At 45.3% G+C, this 17,482-nt stretch carries 16 protein-coding genes; 6 read left to right on the top strand and 10 right to left on the bottom strand.

Annotation, left to right across the window (positions count from 1 at the left end):
• Positions 1-12 precede the first annotated feature (12 nt).
• From EP13_RS11670 to purF, 3 genes are all read left to right on the top strand, one after another.
• Positions 13-645: an SPOR domain-containing protein gene (locus tag EP13_RS11670; protein WP_044057440.1), complete on the top strand. Its 633-nt coding sequence runs from the start codon at positions 13-15 to the stop codon at positions 643-645.
• Positions 646-776: 131 nt separating this feature from the next.
• Entirely contained in the window at positions 777-1,265 is a 489-nt protein-coding gene (locus tag EP13_RS11665) for a CvpA family protein (RefSeq protein WP_044057439.1), read from the top strand.
• 14 nt (positions 1,266-1,279) lie between these two features.
• Positions 1,280-2,803: an amidophosphoribosyltransferase gene (purF, locus tag EP13_RS11660; RefSeq protein ID WP_044057438.1), complete on the top strand. Its 1,524-nt coding sequence runs from the start codon at positions 1,280-1,282 to the stop codon at positions 2,801-2,803.
• 64 nt (positions 2,804-2,867) lie between these two features.
• Here purF and EP13_RS11655 read toward each other — a convergent pair whose 3' ends face one another.
• Both EP13_RS11655 and miaE read right to left on the bottom strand, forming a co-directional pair.
• Positions 2,868-3,467: a Yip1 family protein gene (locus EP13_RS11655; protein ID WP_044057437.1), complete on the bottom strand. Its 600-nt coding sequence runs from the start codon at positions 3,465-3,467 to the stop codon at positions 2,868-2,870.
• A 144-nt stretch (positions 3,468-3,611) separates the two neighbouring features.
• The gene (gene miaE / locus EP13_RS11650) at positions 3,612-4,397 is read right to left on the bottom strand and encodes a tRNA isopentenyl-2-thiomethyl-A-37 hydroxylase MiaE (RefSeq protein WP_044057436.1); all 786 of its coding nucleotides are present in this window, start codon (positions 4,395-4,397) and stop codon (positions 3,612-3,614) included.
• A 276-nt stretch (positions 4,398-4,673) separates the two neighbouring features.
• Between miaE and EP13_RS11645 the strand changes: the two genes are divergently transcribed.
• Complete coding sequence (locus EP13_RS11645; RefSeq protein WP_044057435.1) at positions 4,674-5,264, top strand: acyl carrier protein phosphodiesterase; 591 nt, start codon at positions 4,674-4,676, stop codon at positions 5,262-5,264.
• Here EP13_RS11645 and EP13_RS11640 read toward each other — a convergent pair.
• Entirely contained in the window at positions 5,261-6,193 is a 933-nt protein-coding gene (locus EP13_RS11640) for a LysR family transcriptional regulator (RefSeq protein WP_044057434.1), read from the bottom strand. The two genes, EP13_RS11645 and EP13_RS11640, sit on opposite strands and share 4 nt — an antisense overlap.
• Positions 6,194-6,305: 112 nt before the next feature.
• On the opposite strand from EP13_RS11640, the gene EP13_RS11635 reads away from it, so the two are divergent.
• Positions 6,306-7,331, top strand: coding sequence for a zinc-binding alcohol dehydrogenase family protein (locus tag EP13_RS11635; protein WP_044057433.1), 1,026 nt, complete (start codon positions 6,306-6,308; stop codon positions 7,329-7,331).
• A gap of 77 nt (positions 7,332-7,408) precedes the next feature.
• On the opposite strand, the gene EP13_RS11630 is transcribed toward EP13_RS11635, so the two are convergent.
• From EP13_RS11630 to EP13_RS11600, 7 genes are all read right to left on the bottom strand, one after another.
• Positions 7,409-9,157: a flotillin family protein gene (locus EP13_RS11630; RefSeq protein ID WP_044057432.1), complete on the bottom strand. Its 1,749-nt coding sequence runs from the start codon at positions 9,155-9,157 to the stop codon at positions 7,409-7,411.
• Between the two features lie 16 nt (positions 9,158-9,173).
• Positions 9,174-9,794 carry an OB-fold-containig protein gene (locus EP13_RS11625; RefSeq protein ID WP_044057431.1) on the bottom strand — a complete coding sequence of 207 codons (621 nt, stop codon included), beginning with the start codon at positions 9,792-9,794 and terminating at the stop codon, positions 9,174-9,176.
• A gap of 120 nt (positions 9,795-9,914) precedes the next feature.
• Entirely contained in the window at positions 9,915-10,664 is a 750-nt protein-coding gene (locus EP13_RS11620; RefSeq protein WP_052364377.1) for a hypothetical protein, read from the bottom strand.
• 95 nt (positions 10,665-10,759) lie between these two features.
• Positions 10,760-12,757: an alkaline phosphatase gene (locus EP13_RS11615; RefSeq protein ID WP_044057430.1), complete on the bottom strand. Its 1,998-nt coding sequence runs from the start codon at positions 12,755-12,757 to the stop codon at positions 10,760-10,762.
• A gap of 13 nt (positions 12,758-12,770) precedes the next feature.
• Positions 12,771-14,354: an alkaline phosphatase gene (locus EP13_RS11610; protein ID WP_044057429.1), complete on the bottom strand. Its 1,584-nt coding sequence runs from the start codon at positions 14,352-14,354 to the stop codon at positions 12,771-12,773.
• Positions 14,355-14,655: 301 nt separating this feature from the next.
• Positions 14,656-15,384 carry a UDP-2,3-diacylglucosamine diphosphatase gene (gene lpxH / locus EP13_RS11605; protein ID WP_044057428.1) on the bottom strand — a complete coding sequence of 243 codons (729 nt, stop codon included), beginning with the start codon at positions 15,382-15,384 and terminating at the stop codon, positions 14,656-14,658.
• A 57-nt stretch (positions 15,385-15,441) separates the two neighbouring features.
• Positions 15,442-15,933, bottom strand: a complete 492-nt coding sequence (locus EP13_RS11600) for a peptidylprolyl isomerase (protein WP_044057427.1) — start codon at positions 15,931-15,933, stop codon at positions 15,442-15,444.
• A gap of 161 nt (positions 15,934-16,094) precedes the next feature.
• On the opposite strand from EP13_RS11600, the gene cysS reads away from it, so the two are divergent.
• Complete coding sequence (gene cysS / locus EP13_RS11595; protein WP_044057426.1) at positions 16,095-17,477, top strand: cysteine--tRNA ligase; 1,383 nt, start codon at positions 16,095-16,097, stop codon at positions 17,475-17,477.
• Positions 17,478-17,482: the final 5 nt, after the last annotated feature.

Raw genomic sequence — 17,482 nt, 5'->3', positions numbered from 1 at the left:
CGGGAGAACACAGTGTCGTCGGCTTTAAAGAATAGACTGGTAGGTACCATCATCATAGTGGCACTTGCTGTAATTTTTTTACCAGACTTTCTAGACGGCAAAAAGCAAACAAACCGTGAGCCTTTTGTTTCTATTCCTGCAAACCCACCTAAAAAGCCCATTGTTGAGCCCGAAGCCTTTCCCACCAACAGAGTGGCTAATGCCGCTCAGCGACCCGTTGAATTAGAAGACGACGTGCCTGTGGACGACATGCTTACGGCAGAAAAAAGCGCTGATGAGATGGGCGAGGGCAAAAACGTAACAGATGAAAGCACTTCGCTACCTCAGCCTGTCGAAGCGACAATCGAAGCAAAAAATGACCTTGCCAGTCAAACCGTTATCGACAAACCGCAAGCCACAGAAGATGCTGGTTGGGTTATTCAGCTAGGTAGCTTCCGTCATGAAAAAAATGTAAAGGGGCTGCTCAATAAACTTGAAAAAGCAGGGTATCGTGCGTTTAGTCGCCGTATTCAGACCAGTTCAGGTCCACTTACCAAAGTATTTGTAGGGCCAGATTTAGAAAAACAAAAATTAGAAGCAGCGTTGCCCCACCTCAAGGAATTAACCGACCTGAAGGGCAAGGTAACCACATTTAAAGTAAACTAAAGCCGAACAAGCTTGGCCGGTAACGAATATTACACATTGGTAATCTTATCGGCTTCTGTTAGAATGCGCGCCATCTCGCCAACGGCACGTTGCTTATCAATCAAAAGTGACAATAACGCAATTTAGAGACGATGAACTGGGTAGACTTTTCCATTTTGGGTATCGTTGCGGTATCTACCTTAATAAGCCTTATTCGAGGCTTTGTTAAAGAAGCCATTTCTTTAGTGGTATGGTTTACTGCACTCTTTATTGCCAGTAATTTTTATGCCGATCTTGCTGTTTACTTCACGGCGTTCGAAGACCCTTATGCACGAAATGGTGCTGCAATTGCGGCGCTATTTGTGGCTACACTTGTGCTCGGTAGCCTACTTAACTTTACCCTTGCTCAGCTTATACAAGTGAGTGGCTTGTCGGGAACAGACAGACTATTAGGTATTGTATTTGGTGCGCTACGCGGCGTACTTGTTGTAAGCGCACTGCTTTTTTTCTTAGACACCTTTACCGCCTCTGCGCAATCGCAGTGGTGGCAAACCTCTGTGCTTATTCCAGAGTTCAGTGTCATTATTGAGTGGTTTTTCACTTATATGAAAGGCTCCTCCAGTTTTTTAAATCCCGCTTGATATAGGTAACGCACATGTGTGGTATTGTCGGAATAGTTGGTAAAACGCCAGTGGCGCAGTCACTGTATGATGGATTAACGGTAATACAACACCGTGGCCAAGATGCGGCAGGGATCATGACTATCGACCAAAATATGTTTAATTTGCGTAAGGCAAATGGCTTGGTTCGAGACGTGTTTCATACGCGCCATATGAAAAGGCTATCGGGCAATATGGGCATAGGGCATGTTCGCTATCCCACAGCAGGTACATCAAGCTCTGCAGAAGCCCAGCCTTTCTATGTTAACTCTCCCTTCGGTATCGCTTTTGCGCACAATGGAAACCTAACCAATGCGCATGACCTTCAAGAAGAAGTGTTCCGCATTGCTCGCAGACACATAAATACCACGTCAGACTCAGAATTGTTGCTTAATATTCTTGCTCACGAGCTTCAACAAGTGGCGGGGTTGAGCGTATCTGCTTCTCATATTTTTGAAGTTGTCACCAAAGTACACAAGAAAATTCGTGGTGCGTATGCAGTGGTAGCAGCCATTATTGGCCAAGGTATTGTGGCATTTAGAGACCCCCATGGTATTCGTCCCTTGGCACTTGGTAAGCGTATGAGTGAGTTAGGCGAAGAGTGGATGGTAGCCTCAGAAAGTGTTGCGCTTGATGCTGTTGGCTTTCAATTTATTCGCGACGTCGCGCCAGGTGAAGCTGTATTTATTACCGAAGCTGGCGAATTACATACGCAGCAGTGTGCTGAAAATCCAGTAACCTCGCCGTGTATTTTTGAGTTTGTTTATTTTGCACGCCCAGACAGCTTTATCGATGGTATTTCGGTTTATGCATCACGGGTGAACATGGGGCGTAAGCTGGGCGAAAAAATCAAAAGGGAGTGGAGCGACCTCGATATCGATGTGGTTATACCTATCCCAGAAACATCTATGGATGTTGCACTACAAATAGCCAATACCTTAGAGCTACCTTACCGTCAGGGCTTTGTGAAAAACCGCTATATTGGCCGTACCTTTATTATGCCGGGTCAAACCATGCGTAAAAAATCAGTACGTCGCAAACTGAACGCGATTTCCTCTGAGTTCAAAGGAAAGAGCGTATTGCTGGTAGATGATTCCATTGTACGTGGAACGACGTCGGGTCAAATCATTGAAATGGCGAGAGAGTCTGGTGCGAAAAAAGTCTATTTTGCCTCGGCGGCGCCAGAAATTCGCTTCCCGAATGTGTATGGCATCGACATGCCCTCTGCCAATGAGCTTATTGCCTATGGCCGCGAAATAGACCAAATTGCAGAGCTTATTCAAGCCGATGGCCTAATATTCCAGGATATCTCAGACTTAGTGGCTGCGGTTCGAGAAGAAAATGAGGCTATTGGCCGCTTCGAAACATCCGTGTTCGATGGCAACTATATTACTGCTGATATCGATCAAGAGTATTTAGAGCGTATTGATATGTCTCGTGGTGAAAAATCACGAGAAGCGCCAGTGGTACAGGCCGAGTTAAGTAATTTAGATGTGCATAACATTGATGCTAGCGACTAAGTAGGCTTGCACCAAAACCACGTTATAAACGAAACGCCCGCCATTGCGGGCGTTTTAGTATAAGTTAATGGACAAAAACAGGGCCACCAGATAAACCCCAAATGAGCACTGAACCAGTCATTAAAATAACCAACAGCACAAGACCGCACGTCACCACTGAACTGGAATAGATGAACCCTTTATCCTCTGGCATATGCATTAAAATAGGTACGCCGGAATAAAGCAGATATACCGAATAACTAATACCAACCAAAAGTGCCGCCATAACTACCCAAAGTTCAGGATACAGGCCAGCAAAACCCACCATAAATAACGGCGTAGCTGTGTAAGCGGCAAGTTCTAACGATTGAGTGTATGTAGGGGTGGCTTCAAAGGCTTTTGCAAGTTCGTGAATTAATATGGCTAATGCCAATACGCCCGTGACTAAACCGGCATACATACCGATTGCCATCATTAACGCACTTTGCTGATCTAATTTAATTAAGTCGCCAGCGCCTATACTCCAACCCGTATGCGCCGATGAATAATAGGCGACAATACTGGGGATAAGCGCAATTATGGCGATATGGGTAAGCGCATACATAGACGTTTCGTGGCGGGTGTCTATGCTTTGCCACTCTTCTTTTGGATGTGTATAAATACCAATTAAGTGATTGAGTATCATAATATTTAACCCTGTTCATCTACATTGTTGTTATTATTTACAGGCTGACGCCCGTGCTCATTTGTTGAATTTAACAAATGATTTACAACTCAGTGTGCTACAAGGTTAATATTTAATCAATCTAATTGTGTGAAAACTGTACCTTTAGCCCTGTGCTTCTAAGGCAGTCGCGGTAGAAAAAGCAGGAACGCCACTATGAAATTTGAAATCGCTATCATCAGACAAAATTAGTTGGGCTTCTACTTCACCAAAAAATGCGACTCGCTCACTAATATCTGCGCCGGCAATATCTTCAGCTAAGGTTAAATAATCCATAAAATGCCGCGCTTCAGAACGAAGTAAAGAAACATAGAAGTCACTTAATCTCTTATCTACATGCGGTGCTAGCTTGGCGAAGCGTTCACAGGAACGTGCTTCAATGTATGCACCGCAAATGAGTTTATCAATTAAGGCTTGCGGCTCGTAAGTACGAACCTCACGGAGCATACCGCGAGCATAACGGCTTGAACCGACAGATTCATACTCAATATTGTAGTCGGCCATAATCTCTAAAACCTGATAGAAGTGATGTAACTCTTCTTTTATCAGCAGCACCATTTTATCGATTAAATCCTGGCCATATGGCGTACCTGACTTAGGGAACATCGATTTATTCAGTTTCTGATGATTTGCAAGCGCCTGCCAGCTACCTACTTTTCGGTAAGTGAAATCTTCAAAGGGCTTTAACCAGGCCAGCAGTGCATCACCGCTTTCTTTATCAACCGCATATTTACGAATAAGGTACATCGCAGATTGAGCGGCTTTTAATTCACAAACAAGGTGATCAAGCAGCACAATCGATAGATTTTCTTTTTTAGTGGCTTCTGCTACCCAAGCATCAGGGGTTTCACAGTGTAAAAAAGCGTTGATGGGGGCAAGTAATTCTTTCAAAGCAGGCTCTCTATAAAAAAGACAAATCTATATAAGGTTAACGCACCCGAATTTTACCACAGCTAGCTAATACAGAGACACCCACTAAAAATAAATTCATGGACACCCACCAAATTCATAGACACCCATAATAAATACTGCAAAACCAGTTGAAGTGGGTGTCTTTATAGGGGAGGTCTGTGGGTGTCTTGTTAGAGGAAAAGTGTGGGTGTCTTTATAGAGGGTATGGGGTAGCGTGGGGATTGCTTTCTAGCTTGTTTTGCTCATACTAAGGGGATGAATTATTTAGCACATTTATATTTATCTCAGCCGACAGTAGATTCTCATTACGGTAATTTGCTTGGTGATTTCAGAAAGGGTGTTAATGTGGCTGCGTTACCGTTTAGTGTGCAGCAAGGGCTTCAAAACCATTATTTGGTAGACAGATTTACCGATAGCCACCCTGAGGTAATGGCCGCGAAGCAAGTGTTTCCGAAAGGTCAGCGACGGTTTGCTCCCGTGGCATTAGACATGATTTTCGATCATTTTTTAATAAAAAACTGGTCAACCTATAGCAGCATCACGTTTGATGATTTTTGCTACCGAAGCTTTAATCTTTTGCGTGAAGGTATGCCGGCTATGCCTGTCCCCATGCAGCGAACAGTTAGCCATATGATAGAGCATCACTGGTTTAATAGTTATGCCAGTTTTGATGGCATTACTTATGCTATCACACGGGTAGCAAACAGCATTCGTTTTGCCAATCAGTTTGCCCGTAGTGTGGATACGCTAGGTGCGCAATACTCCTTGTTAGAAGCGCAATTTCATCACTTTTTTCCCGCGTTAATTGACCATGTCAATGCGCATGCGATTGAGGAAGGCATTTAAAGCCGCGCTTTTTCTATAATGTTGGCCTGAACCAGTGCGTGTAATTTTGCCTGGCATTTCTCCCTTAAGGTGTCTCTTAACAATCTCACCGCTGGCGTAATGCTTTGTCTGCTGGGGCAAATCAACCATAGTTGAGTGGGCTTTGGGATATAATCTGGGAGTAAGGAAACTAATCTCTTCTCCAGTAAATCGTCGCAAACATCCAAGCTTGATTTCACGGCAACACCTTTGCCCGCCACGCACCAGCGCCGAACCATATCGCCGTCATTAGAGGCTCGATTGCCTGACATTTTTATTTTCACTGGCTGATTGTCGTGCTCAAATGCCCAATCGTTATAGACAATATCGTGTAACTGATAAAACAATCCGTTATGCCCTTGCAAATCATTCAACGTGGTCGGCTTGGGATGTTGTTGTAAATACATGGGGGAGGCAATTAGCGTGCGCGGAACTTCACACACTTTAAAGCCATATAAATTTGTGTCGTTTGGTGAGCCATAGCGCAATGCTATGTCTACGGGATCCCGATAAAAATCGACATTACTATCAGAAAGGTGGAGTTTTACCTTTACATTGGAGTGCTGTTGAATAAATTCATCCAGCCAGGGTGCAATAACATTACGTCCTAAATCTGAAGATAGCCCAAGGCGCAGCTCACCTTCAATATTGTCTGCGTCTTCCTGCAAATTCATTTTAGCCCCTTCGAGCATGTCTACGGCTTGCTCACAAACAGGAAGGTAACGCTCTCCCGCAGTCGATAATCGAAGTGAGCGGGTGGTACGTATAAATAGGTCGAAACCTAATTGGCTTTCCACCCGCTTAATTGCAGCACTTGCCGTTGCTGTGCGCATATCTAAGCTAGCCGCAGCAGCAGTAATACTGCGAAACTCAGCCACTTTTATCACTACCTGTAAATCTTCTAATAGCATTTATTATCTAAAAGTTTTTGAAAATGTTTCTTTCATTGTGCGGTTTAAGAATAAAGTGTCAATGTTATTATTAAGCTAGATTTCTTCTACTTACTTTAAAAGGATGCTCATTATGAAAGCGGTTGGATATACATCGTCACTTCCTATTAGCCATTGCGATGCGCTAAAAGATATAGAACTCGATAAGCCAGCGCCTTCGGGTCGAGATGTGCTTGTTAAAATAAGTGCAATCGCCGTAAACCCTGTGGATTACAAAATTCGTCAACGGGTGTCGCCCGAGAAAGGGACAAGTAAAGTACTAGGCTGGGACGCGGTTGGCGAAATTGTGGCAGTGGGTAGCGAGGTTCAACAGTTTAATGTAGGCGATCGGGTATTCTATGCGGGTGATTTAACCCGTCAGGGCTCGAACGCTGAATATCAGCTTGTGGATGAACGCATTGTAGGTAATGCGCCAAGTAGCTTGTCAGATAGTGACGCAGCAGCATTACCGCTAACCACAATCACCGCATGGGAATTGGTCTTTGAGCACTTGGCAATTAAAAAGCAGCCGGTGGGTAAGGTTGAAAAAACCGACGATCTCGTATTGGTTGTTGGAGCAGCCGGTGGTGTAGGTTCAGTTATGTTGCAATTGCTAAAGCAACTTACGGGGGCAACCGTTATTGCTACGGCTTCTCGCGATAGCTCTAAAGCGTGGGTAGAACGCTTAGGTGCAGATTACGTGGTGGATCACAGCCAACCACTTAGCGCCCAAATTAAAGGGCTAGGGCTTGGTGAAGTCACCCATGTGGCAAGCTTAAACAACACCGACAGTTACATAGACACTTACGTAGATCTAATGAAGCCTATGGGCAAAATTGCTCTTATTGACGACCCTGAATCGTTAGATGTTAAAAAGCTAAAACAAAAGAGCATATCGCTGCATTGGGAGTTTATGTTTACCCGTGCCATGTTTGCTACTGCTGATATGCAAGAACAAGGGCGTCTATTAACAGAAATGGCATCGCTTATTGATAAGGGATGCATTAACACCACAGTGGGTAAGCATCTAGGAAAAATTAACGCGGAAAACTTAATGGCCGCCCATCGGGAATTAGAGTCTGGTACGGCGATTGGGAAAATAGTGTTAGAAGGTTTTTAAGCTTAATAGCGTGGCGGCTTGCGCTAATAAATGCGCAAACCACCTAGTTCAATGGCCCGTGTAAATACATAAGCCGTTTAACTGGGCTTTGCTGCGCCATTGGATTTTGTCTCGCCAGTGGAGGAGTTAGCCCCTGTAACCTTAGGCATTACCGAGCTATTACCGGTGATAAGGTCATCGAGTGTTCCTTTTTCACTGTCCACGAGTCCCACTTCACGTAGCATGGCATCTACCACGGGGGCATTAGCACGATAACTTAGCGCAGCCTGAGTGACTTGTTCAGCTAACCCACCTTGGCTGCCACTTGCCACCGTTTGCCCATTGGTTGTACTTGCGTTTTGCCCATAGCCTTGCAGTATTTTAATCCCTTCAATATTCTGAAGTGGTTTAACTGCATGTTCCACGAGTTCTGGTAACACTTTCAACATGGCTAGTGCTTTTTGTAATTCTATTTGTTCGTCTTTAAGGGTGTTTTCAGCTTCGTAAAGAGCTTGTTTACCGGCAGCTTCCACCGCAAGAACTTTCTCATCGGCTTCAGCCTGCAGCATCTTGGCATCGGCAGCGGCTTTGGCTTCTGTCAGTATGGCTTCAGCACTGTTTTCTGCGGCTTCTTTTTTCGCCTCAGCTTCAACAGTAATGCCTACCGCCTCACGCTCAGCTTCCTTGCGGGCGTCTATTACTTCAATTTGCTTTTTACGCTCAGCTTCGGCCACCATTTTAGCTGTGGTTACCGCTTCTACTTTCTCAACTTTACCTTTTTCAGCTTCCGCCGCTTTTGCCCGCGCAGCTGATTCTTCTTCAGACTTATTGGCAACCGCTATTTGTTTAACTTGTTCGGCAACTTCCACTTCTTGCTGCTGACGAATACGCGCTTGCTCTAAAGCTTGGCGTTTAGCAATCTCTTGAGTTTCAATTTCCCGTGATTTTTCTATTTCTGCCGCTTCAATAGCGCGGTCTTTCGCAATTTCTGCTTCGCGCTCTTCACGTTCTTTGTTTTCCCGCTGTTTTGCAATTTCCGCTTTTTGCTCTTGGCGCTTAAATGCCAGTATTTGTTCTTGGGTTAAACGCGCTTCTTCTTCATCCCGTTTTACTTCTAGGGATTGTTTTTCTGCTGCTAAATTTCGCTGTTCAATTAAAATACGATTTTCTTGCTGAATGTCATTGGTTTCTTTGCGCTTTTCTTCAATGATCTTCGCTAAGCGTGCGCGACCTTCTGCGTCGAATGCGTTATTTTCATTAAAGAAATCTAAGTCGGTTTGGTCAAAGCCCGTTAAGCTTACAGACTCTAGTTCTAATCCATTCTTTTCCAGGTCATTCGCCACACTTTGCTGTACTTTTTGCACAAAATCGGCACGCTGTTCGTGCATTTCAGTCATGGTCATCTCTGCTGCCACGGCGCGAAGCACGTCAACAAACTTAGATTCCATCAACTTTTTCACTTCTTCAGCGCGGGTGGTGCGTGTTCCTAATGTTTGCGCCGCCATTGAAATACCTGCGGCGTTTGGCGCTACCCTTAAATAAAAGTCAGCTTTAACATCTACACGCATGCGATCCTTTGTAATTAGGGCGTCTTTTTGTATTTTTTCTACTTCAATACGCAGGGTATTCATGTTTACAGGAATAATTTCATGCACAACAGGAAGCACAAGTGCACCGCCATCTTTAATCACTTTTTCTCCGCCTAGCCCCGTACGTACAAAGGCTGTTTCTTTGGTGGCGCGAGTGTAGAGCTTGGCGAAAATTAAGCCAATGGTGATCAGGGTAACGACAACAATGCCGGCAATAAATAGTATCGATGATAAGTTTGATGTTTGAATAGTATCCATACGTTTTCTCTTTTAATTATTGATATCGAGTGGCTAGCCAGCTGTGTGGCGTCTTTTTCACTAAAATGACCCGTTCACCGCGGTCAAATAGCTCTTTTTCTTCAAAGGGTTCGACAAGCACATAGTGAGGCTGTGCGTAATTATCGGTGAATTTCGCCTCGGCTGGGTTTCCCCGCGATGCGCATCCTATCGTGATATGTGCTACAGCGCCCACAAAGTCATCATTGTTGAGTGCAGAAGACTGCATTTTTGGCAGCAACTTCGCCACACCTATGCTCAATTTTGACGTAGCGAAAAGACTACAAACAGTGGCAAATATGATAGAAATCCACGAGGGGAGGGTAAATTGCAAAAGTGAATGGGTAGCCGCGTTAAGTAAGAACCCGAGTAAACCGAAAAGAGATAGAAAGCAGACTAGCCACACCAGTAATGGCACTTTATCGATATTTAGCCAGTTGCCTATAGCAAGCAGGGAGGAGCCATCTATTTCTACATTAGCAACAGAGGAGTCATCTAGTAAGCCTAACGCACTTATACCAAATAATAGAAAGGTAAGCTCAAGCGTAAACAGAATCACCACAATAAATAAAGCGACGCTAAACCAATAATTAGCATCGCTTAGCAAAATTTCCAACATACGCTACACCGTCCCTGATGATCATTTTAAATGTCTAAATAATGTATAACATATATTAGACAATTGCGTATAAAAAACGCTAGGCAAAAGGACAGTTTTATTTGTTATTTATACTTTCGTCTAATGCTTGTGTTGCCCTTCAATCGCATGTCCATCTTGATGGTAAAAGCCTGACGCGCCTGCCTCAATGAAACCTTGGTTAACCATTTTCGTGAGAAAGGGGTCGGTATGATCGTCACCAATATCAGCATAATCAGTGGACTGATATGCCTCGCGCTCTGCGAAAAATCCGTGGGTGTCTAGTTTTTCTTTGTCTGGGTGTGCTAGTGAGGTGAGGCGCCATTCTCGCTTCATACCCTTAGCTTCAACCTGAAAGTCTTTAATCAACCGAAAAGCCGGTAGCCAAGTTAGCGTAATATGCTGAACTTGGTCGTTAAGCGTCATTTTTACTTCCGTGTTGCAGCCTTCACCCACGGTTTCTTGTTCAACCATCTTAGCCAGCACCCCGTCACTGATTAACTGGTAGCGATAAGAGAAATCTTTCTCTACCTTACCGTGGATGCGCTCGTTTGGTTGGTACTCAATGGCGCGTTTGTGGCCATCAAAATAGCGCACGGCTTTAATGTGGGTGTCTCTTATAAGCTGCCAAGTTTCAGTAATCTTAGTTTGTGGGTACTGATGCGCCACTTTGTTCCCATCGCGCCAAAGCATTAGGGTGGTGGCTGGTGATTCGCTGTTGCCTCTGGTGGTTGTCACCTGGTAAGTGGCTTTTAACGATTGTGAACTTAGTGTGCAGCCAGTATCGGCCTTGGCGGTTTTCATTGCTGTCACGCTAAATATAGCAATAAGTAATAGAGAAAAACGTTGCATTGTAAACTCCAAAAATAGTGGGAGCCGTAGGCCCCCACTGTCGTTCTTCTTTCGATGAACTCGTGTTACATTTATTGTTGTTGGTACAGTGAGTGTTATTCCACTACGCTATCGGCATCGCTCACGAAGTCTGCTGCAAAATCCATAACATGGAAAATGACGCTTTGTTCGTTAGTACCGTTAACCAAAAATGCACCAGGTCCTTTTGCATATATGCCCACATCTTCACCAGAGTGAGTTTCTGAACCTAGCGGAATAAGCGCTTCTTGGTGATACCCTGGCGTTGTAGTATCAACATCTGTAATGTCTTTTCGGCCCGTATCAGCGGCTTCAAGATAAGACGCATCAGAGTTGGTTTCGTCGCCGAGGTTTCTGTAGCCCAAACCATTGGTGTAACCTAACGTAGTGTAAGGTGTACCGTCTGATGCCGTTGCAGCATCTTCTTCACCTACATTAACCACTTTACCTAAGATGGGGTTACCACGTTTAGGGTAGCCGGCTATGGTGAACACGTGACCGTGGTCAGCCGTAACGATAATCAAGGTGTCTGAATCGTCAGTAAGTTCGTCGGCTTTGGCAACAGCTTCAGCAAACGCCATGGTATCGTGCAATGCGCCATAGGCGTTACCCGCATGGTGAGCGTGGTCTATGCGGCCAGACTCAACCATAAGGAAGAACCCTTCGTCGTTGTTATCCAGAATGTTGATGGCGGTTTCGGTCATTTCTGCAATAGAAGGTTCACCCGCGATGTCGTTACCGCGATCAGCTTCATATTGCATGTGCGACTCGTTGAATAAACCAAACAAGCGTTCAGTGGTTTCAGTATCTACCCCGTCAAAGCCGCTTTGGTCATAAACGTATACACCATTGGTGTACATGCTTTGCCATTCAGTGACAAGGTTACGACCATCGGTTCTATCACCTTCGGTAGAACTTGCAGCATCTGGGCTGTTTGCTGACGCATCATTCGGTAAGAAATGGCGACGTCCGCCACCCATGACAACTTCAATGCCGTCTATATCTAAACCGGTATAACTCGCTTCAAGATTAGATTCAAAATTAACCAGTTGATCAGCAATGTCTTCACAGCCGGCGGTTACCGCATCTTCTGGCATATCAGAAATGTCTTCCCAGTTTCTGTCAGCCGATTTTGCATAGGTTGCTGCTGGTGTTGCGTGGGTAATGCGGGCGGTAGAAACAATGCCCGTAGACTTACCTGCAATTTCCGCTAACTCTAACGCAGTGACTAACTCGTTACCGCTTACAGTAGAACATTCGCCGCGCTCAATATCTTCATCTACACCAATAACGCCCACGTCGGTTTTAATTCCGCTCATCATTGCAGTCATGGTGCCTGCAGAGTCCGGCGTTTGCGCATCTACGTTGTAGGTTTTAGATAAACCAGAAAAGGGGAATTTGTCGAAGCTTAATTGATACTCTTCACCGTCTAGGCCGTTCATCTGACCTTCTAAAATACGCGCTGCGGTAACGGTAGAAATACCCATGCCGTCACCCACAAAGAGAATGACGTTCTTCGCGGTACCACGAAGGCTTTCCGCAAGCGCTTGAACGTCGTCAGTGGCCACGGCCTGTACGCTCACATTGTTCACGCTGGTGGTACTCACCGTACTGGTGCCAGTGGCTTGCATCCATACCTGCTTGTTATTTTCTACTTCTGCCTGCGCACTAACAAACCAATCGTTGTTTAGGCTCGTCAGTAACTCGCCGGTGGCAACTTGTGACACGCCCGGCGCGCACACGTAGTTAGTATCGGTAATTTCATCATCACCTAAAACTCCATCGCCATTGGTGTCTAAGCCTGAGTCAAAACGTACACCGCTATTGGGGCAGTTTTCGTTGCCCACCTCTAAACTGGTTTGCACCGTTAAACTGTTAGCACCGTTTGAGCCGTCTTGCCCATCACTGCCATCTGCACCGTCGTTGCCATCAGAGCCGTCTGCGCCATCTGAGCCGTCTGCGCCATCAACACCGTTTACACCATCGACACCGTCAGAGCCATCGTCGCCTTCCAAAAAACATCCTGATAGGCCAGCTACAGCAATTGCAATAATACTTAATTTAAAAAGGTTCATTGTTCTTCTCCACTTATTCGTTGATCAGGCCAAGGGCTTGGTTAATGAGGTGGAAAACAACGTTTTGTTCTACCACGCCTTGTGCTAGTTGGCTGCCTGGCCCAGTTGCGTGAAGTGCGATATCTTCACCAGAATGGGTTTCAGAAGACAAAGGAATAAGCGCTTCTTGGTGATACCCTGCTGTGGTGGTATCAACATCGGTTAAATCAACACGACCTGCGGCAATATCCAAGCCGTAAGCCACATCTGAATCTGTTTCGTCTCCCAGGTTTTGGAAGCCTCTACCGTTGGTGTAGCCTAGTGTTGTGTACGGTGTGCCATCAGACGCTGTTGCTGGCTCTTCTTCACCTACGTTAACCACTTTTCCTAGTATTGGGTTACCGCGCTTAGGGTAGCCAGCAATCGTAAATACATGGCCATGGTCGGCAGTAACTAAGATAAGGGTTTCTGATGGGTCGGTATTTTCTACCGCCGCGGTTACCGCAGCTTCAAACGCAAGCGTGTCTGTGAGTGCGCCGGCCGCATTGCCAGCGTGGTGAGCATGGTCAATTCGCCCGGATTCAACCATTAGGAAAAAGCCGCTGTCGTTGTTATCTAGAATATTGATAGCGGTTTCGGTCATTTCTGCAATAGAAGGCTCGCCAGCAATGTCATTTTCTCTGTCGGCTTCGTACTGCATGTGCGACTCGTTAAACAAGCCAAACAAGCGCTCGGTATTTTCGGTGTCAATAGCATCGAAACCTGTTTCATCGTACACGTATACGCCGTTGCTATAGGTGTCTTGCCATTCAGTCACAAGGTTTCTACCGTCGGTACGATCGCCCTCTACATCGCTTGAAGCATCTGGGCTGTTGGCTGAAGCGTCATTGGGTAAAAAGTGGCGTCTGCCTCCACCCATGGCTACGTCGATGCCATCAATATCAACGCCGGTGTAACGTGCTTCAACAAAACGCTCGAAGTTAACAAGTTGGTCGGCAATATCCACACAACCTTCAGACACTGCGTCTTCAGGCATATCTGAAATGTCTTCCCAGTTTCTGTCAGCCGATTTTGCATACGTCGCAGCGGGCGTCGCGTGGGTAATACGTGCCGTTGATACGATACCTGTAGAAAGGCCACGAATTTCCGCTAATTCTAATGCGGTGATAACTTCGTTCCCCTCTACAGTTGCGCATTCTCCGCGCTCAATGTCTTCATCTACACCGATAACACCCACATCAGTTTTAAGGCCCGACATCATAGCGGTCATGGTACCCGCTGAATCAGGGGTTTGCGCGTCAACGTTATATGTTTTAACAAGCGCGGTATGAGGAAAGGTTTCAAAAGAGAGATAGCCTTCCTCGCCCATGTTTCCTTCAAGTTGCCCTTTGTGTATGCGTGCAGAGGTAAGGGTAGACACACCCATTCCATCGCCAACAAAAAGAATCACATTCTTCGCTTTAAACTGGTTGTTAGTAGCAAGCTTTTCTAATAGTTGTGCTTGTGCGTCTGTATACCATGCGCTGTCTGTTTGATTCGCAGGTAGCACGTCGGCGTGCAAACCAGACGATACCGCAAGTGCTATTGCACCCAGTGTCGCTTTCCAAGTACGAGTCATCGTTTTTTCCTACTTGTTATTAAGTTGGTAGAAGGTTTCTGTTACTTTTTTTAAGACATAACAAGCCATTGATAATGATAATTATTATCAAAAAATTGGCTCTTTCTTTACAATAGGGAGGGAAAGTGACGATTATTTGACAGTTATATTAACTCAAATTTATGTTTCGAAATTGCGGAGTGAATTAACTGAAATTAGAAAAATTTGTAGTTAAACATCATTGAGTTGGGGAACTGACAAGGGAAATAAAATACATTTGTTAATTTTTCGTGACAGTAAATGATGGACTAAGTATCAGATATTACTGGTTAAATTTGTTATGTTGTAACATAACTTCTTTTGGGGATACCTTCAGAATACTACCTTGGTCATACCAATCACCCAATACGATTCTAGTGGCAGGTTTTCCATTCACCGTGAGTGAATGAATGTTCGGGCGATGGGTATGCCCGTGAATGAGTCTTTGCACACCATGACGCTGCATGGCCTTTTCAACCTCTAGGGGAGTGACGTCCATAATTTCAGGCTTAAGACCTTTTTGTTTCTCCTTGCTTTCTTTTCGGCCATTTTCAGCGACTCTACGTCGGTACCAAAGCGGTAGTGCCAGCATCAGCCTTGGCCACCACCAACCGCGGGATTTCTTTCTAAATTTTTGATAGGCCACGTCGCGTGTGCACAACTCATCTCCGTGGGTCAAAAGCGTAGGGGTGCCGTAGAGATCGACCACTGTCTGCTCTTTAAGTAGCGACATGCCGGCTTTCTTCAACCAAGCCTCGCGAATAGCAAAGTCGCGGTTTCCGTGCATGAAATAAACAGGGCAGTGCTGGCTTACCTCATGAAAGGCGGCAGCAATGGCGGTATTAAAAGGTGTAATGTCATCATCGCCTATCCATACTTCAAATAGATCACCAAGAACATAAAGGGCGTCTGCTTGTTTGGCGTCACGGGACAGAAAGTTAAGTAAACACTCTGTGATGTCGGGGCGGTCGGCACTAAGGTGTAAATCGGCAATAAAGTAAGTAAATGACATATAACACTGCTAGCGTAGAAATTGGCTGCTTTGAAGAAAAGCAGCCAAGAAAGAAAATTAAGCGATGATGGCTTTTTCGATGATAACGGGTTCAACAGGTACGTCTTGGTGATAGCCGTGTGAACCGGTTTTTACGCTTTTAATTTTCTCTACTACGTCCATGCCTTCGGTAACTTTACCGAATGCGCAGTATCCCCAGCCGTTAACGCTTTCACTGGTGTGATTGAGAAAATCATTGTTATTAACGTTAATGAAAAACTGCGCGGTAGCTGAATGAGGGTCGTTAGTACGCGCCATGGCAATGGTGCCTTTTTCATTTGCTACGCCGTTGTTCGCTTCATTTTCGATAGTGTCTTTAGTGTCTTTTTGATCCATATCTACAGTGAAACCACCGCCTTGAATCATAAAACCTTCAATAACACGGTGGAAAATGGTGTTGTCGTAAAAGCCGTCTTTTACGTACGATAAAAAGTTTTCTACTGTTTTAGGGGCTTTATCTTCAAAAAGTTCTAAGGTGATGTCACCAAAGTTTGTTTTAAAAGTAACCATGTTTGTTTGTCCTGATTAACGAAAAAGTCTTCATTGACACATGGTAACGCAAAACACGTAATTCGGGAAAGCGTGATGTTAAAAAGCCATGCAAAGTCTTACCATTTCAATGCGTACAGTGATAAACTTTGCGGCCAAATTTTACTAAGGAAACGATAATTATGCTGCATTTATACAATACCCGAACCCGAGAAAAAGCGAAGTTTGTTCCGCTTGAAGAAGGGAAAGTGGGCTTGTATGTGTGTGGAATTACCGTTTATGACCTTTCTCATATGGGGCACGCGCGCACGTATTTAAGCTTCGACGTGTTGGTTCGTTATCTGCGCCATTTAGGTTACGACGTAAAATACGTGCGTAACATTACTGATATCGACGACAAAATCATTGCCCGAGCGAATGACAACGGCGAGTCGTTTGAAGCACTCACTGCTCGCACTATTGCGATGATGCATGAAGACTTTGCCGCCATAAACTTAACAGAACCGGACGTAGAGCCTACCGTTAGCGGCCACATGGACGAAATTATTGCCATCATTGAGCGTTTGGTTGAGAAAGGTTTTGCCTATCAAGCCAGCAGCGGCGACGTGCTGTTCGACGTGAGCAAATTCCCTGAGTACGGAAAACTAAGTAAACAAGACTTAGATCAATTAAACTCAGGGGCGAGAGTTGAAGTTGCTTCAGGCAAAGATGACCCATTAGATTTCGTTTTATGGAAAACCGCTAAACCGGGTGAACCTGCATGGGCGTCACCGTGGGGCGAAGGGCGTCCTGGCTGGCACATTGAGTGTTCTGCCATGAATCACAAGCACCTAGGTGCGCATTTTGATATTCACGGTGGCGGCTCAGATTTGATATTTCCACACCATGAGAACGAAGTGGCACAGTCATGCTGCGCGTACGACACACCTTACGTGAACGTGTGGATGCACGCAGGTATGGTGCAGGTGAACGACGAAAAAATGTCGAAGTCGTTAGGTAACTTTTTTACCCTAAGAGATGTGCTAAAAGAGCATGATGCAGAAACGCTACGCTTCTTTTTAATGTCGGCACATTACCGCAGCCAGCTAAGTTATTCTCAAGATAACATTGTTCAGGCTAAAGCGGCACTAGAGCGCTTATACACGGCATTACGTGGGGTTGTGATAGATGAGACTACCGAACTAAGTTACGGCGGTTACCTGCAAAGGTTTGAAGGGGCAATGAACGATGACCTAAATGTGCCAGAGGCCTTTTCCGTGTTGTTTGATGTGGCCCGTGAAATTAATCGCCAAAAAGACAACGCCGCGGAAGCCAGCAAGCTAGCCTCTGTGCTTAAAGGGCTTGGCGGTATTTTAGGCATGTTGCAAAGTGACCCTGATACTTACTTAAAAGGTGGGCAAGGTGACGATGATGAAAGCGCAGAAATTGAAGCCTTAATTAAACAGCGCAACGATGCCCGTGCTGCAAAAGATTGGGCGGCGGCGGATGCCGCTCGCGATGCACTCACTGCGAAAGGGATTGTTCTTGAAGATGGTGCAGGTGGCACAACATGGCGTAAAGCGTAGCCACC

The sequence above is a fragment of the Alteromonas australica genome (assembly GCF_000730385.1).
Lineage (GTDB): Bacteria > Pseudomonadota > Gammaproteobacteria > Enterobacterales > Alteromonadaceae > Alteromonas > Alteromonas australica.
Note: the sequence above shows the minus strand (reverse complement) of the source record. Positions and strands in the feature narration are given on the sequence as shown.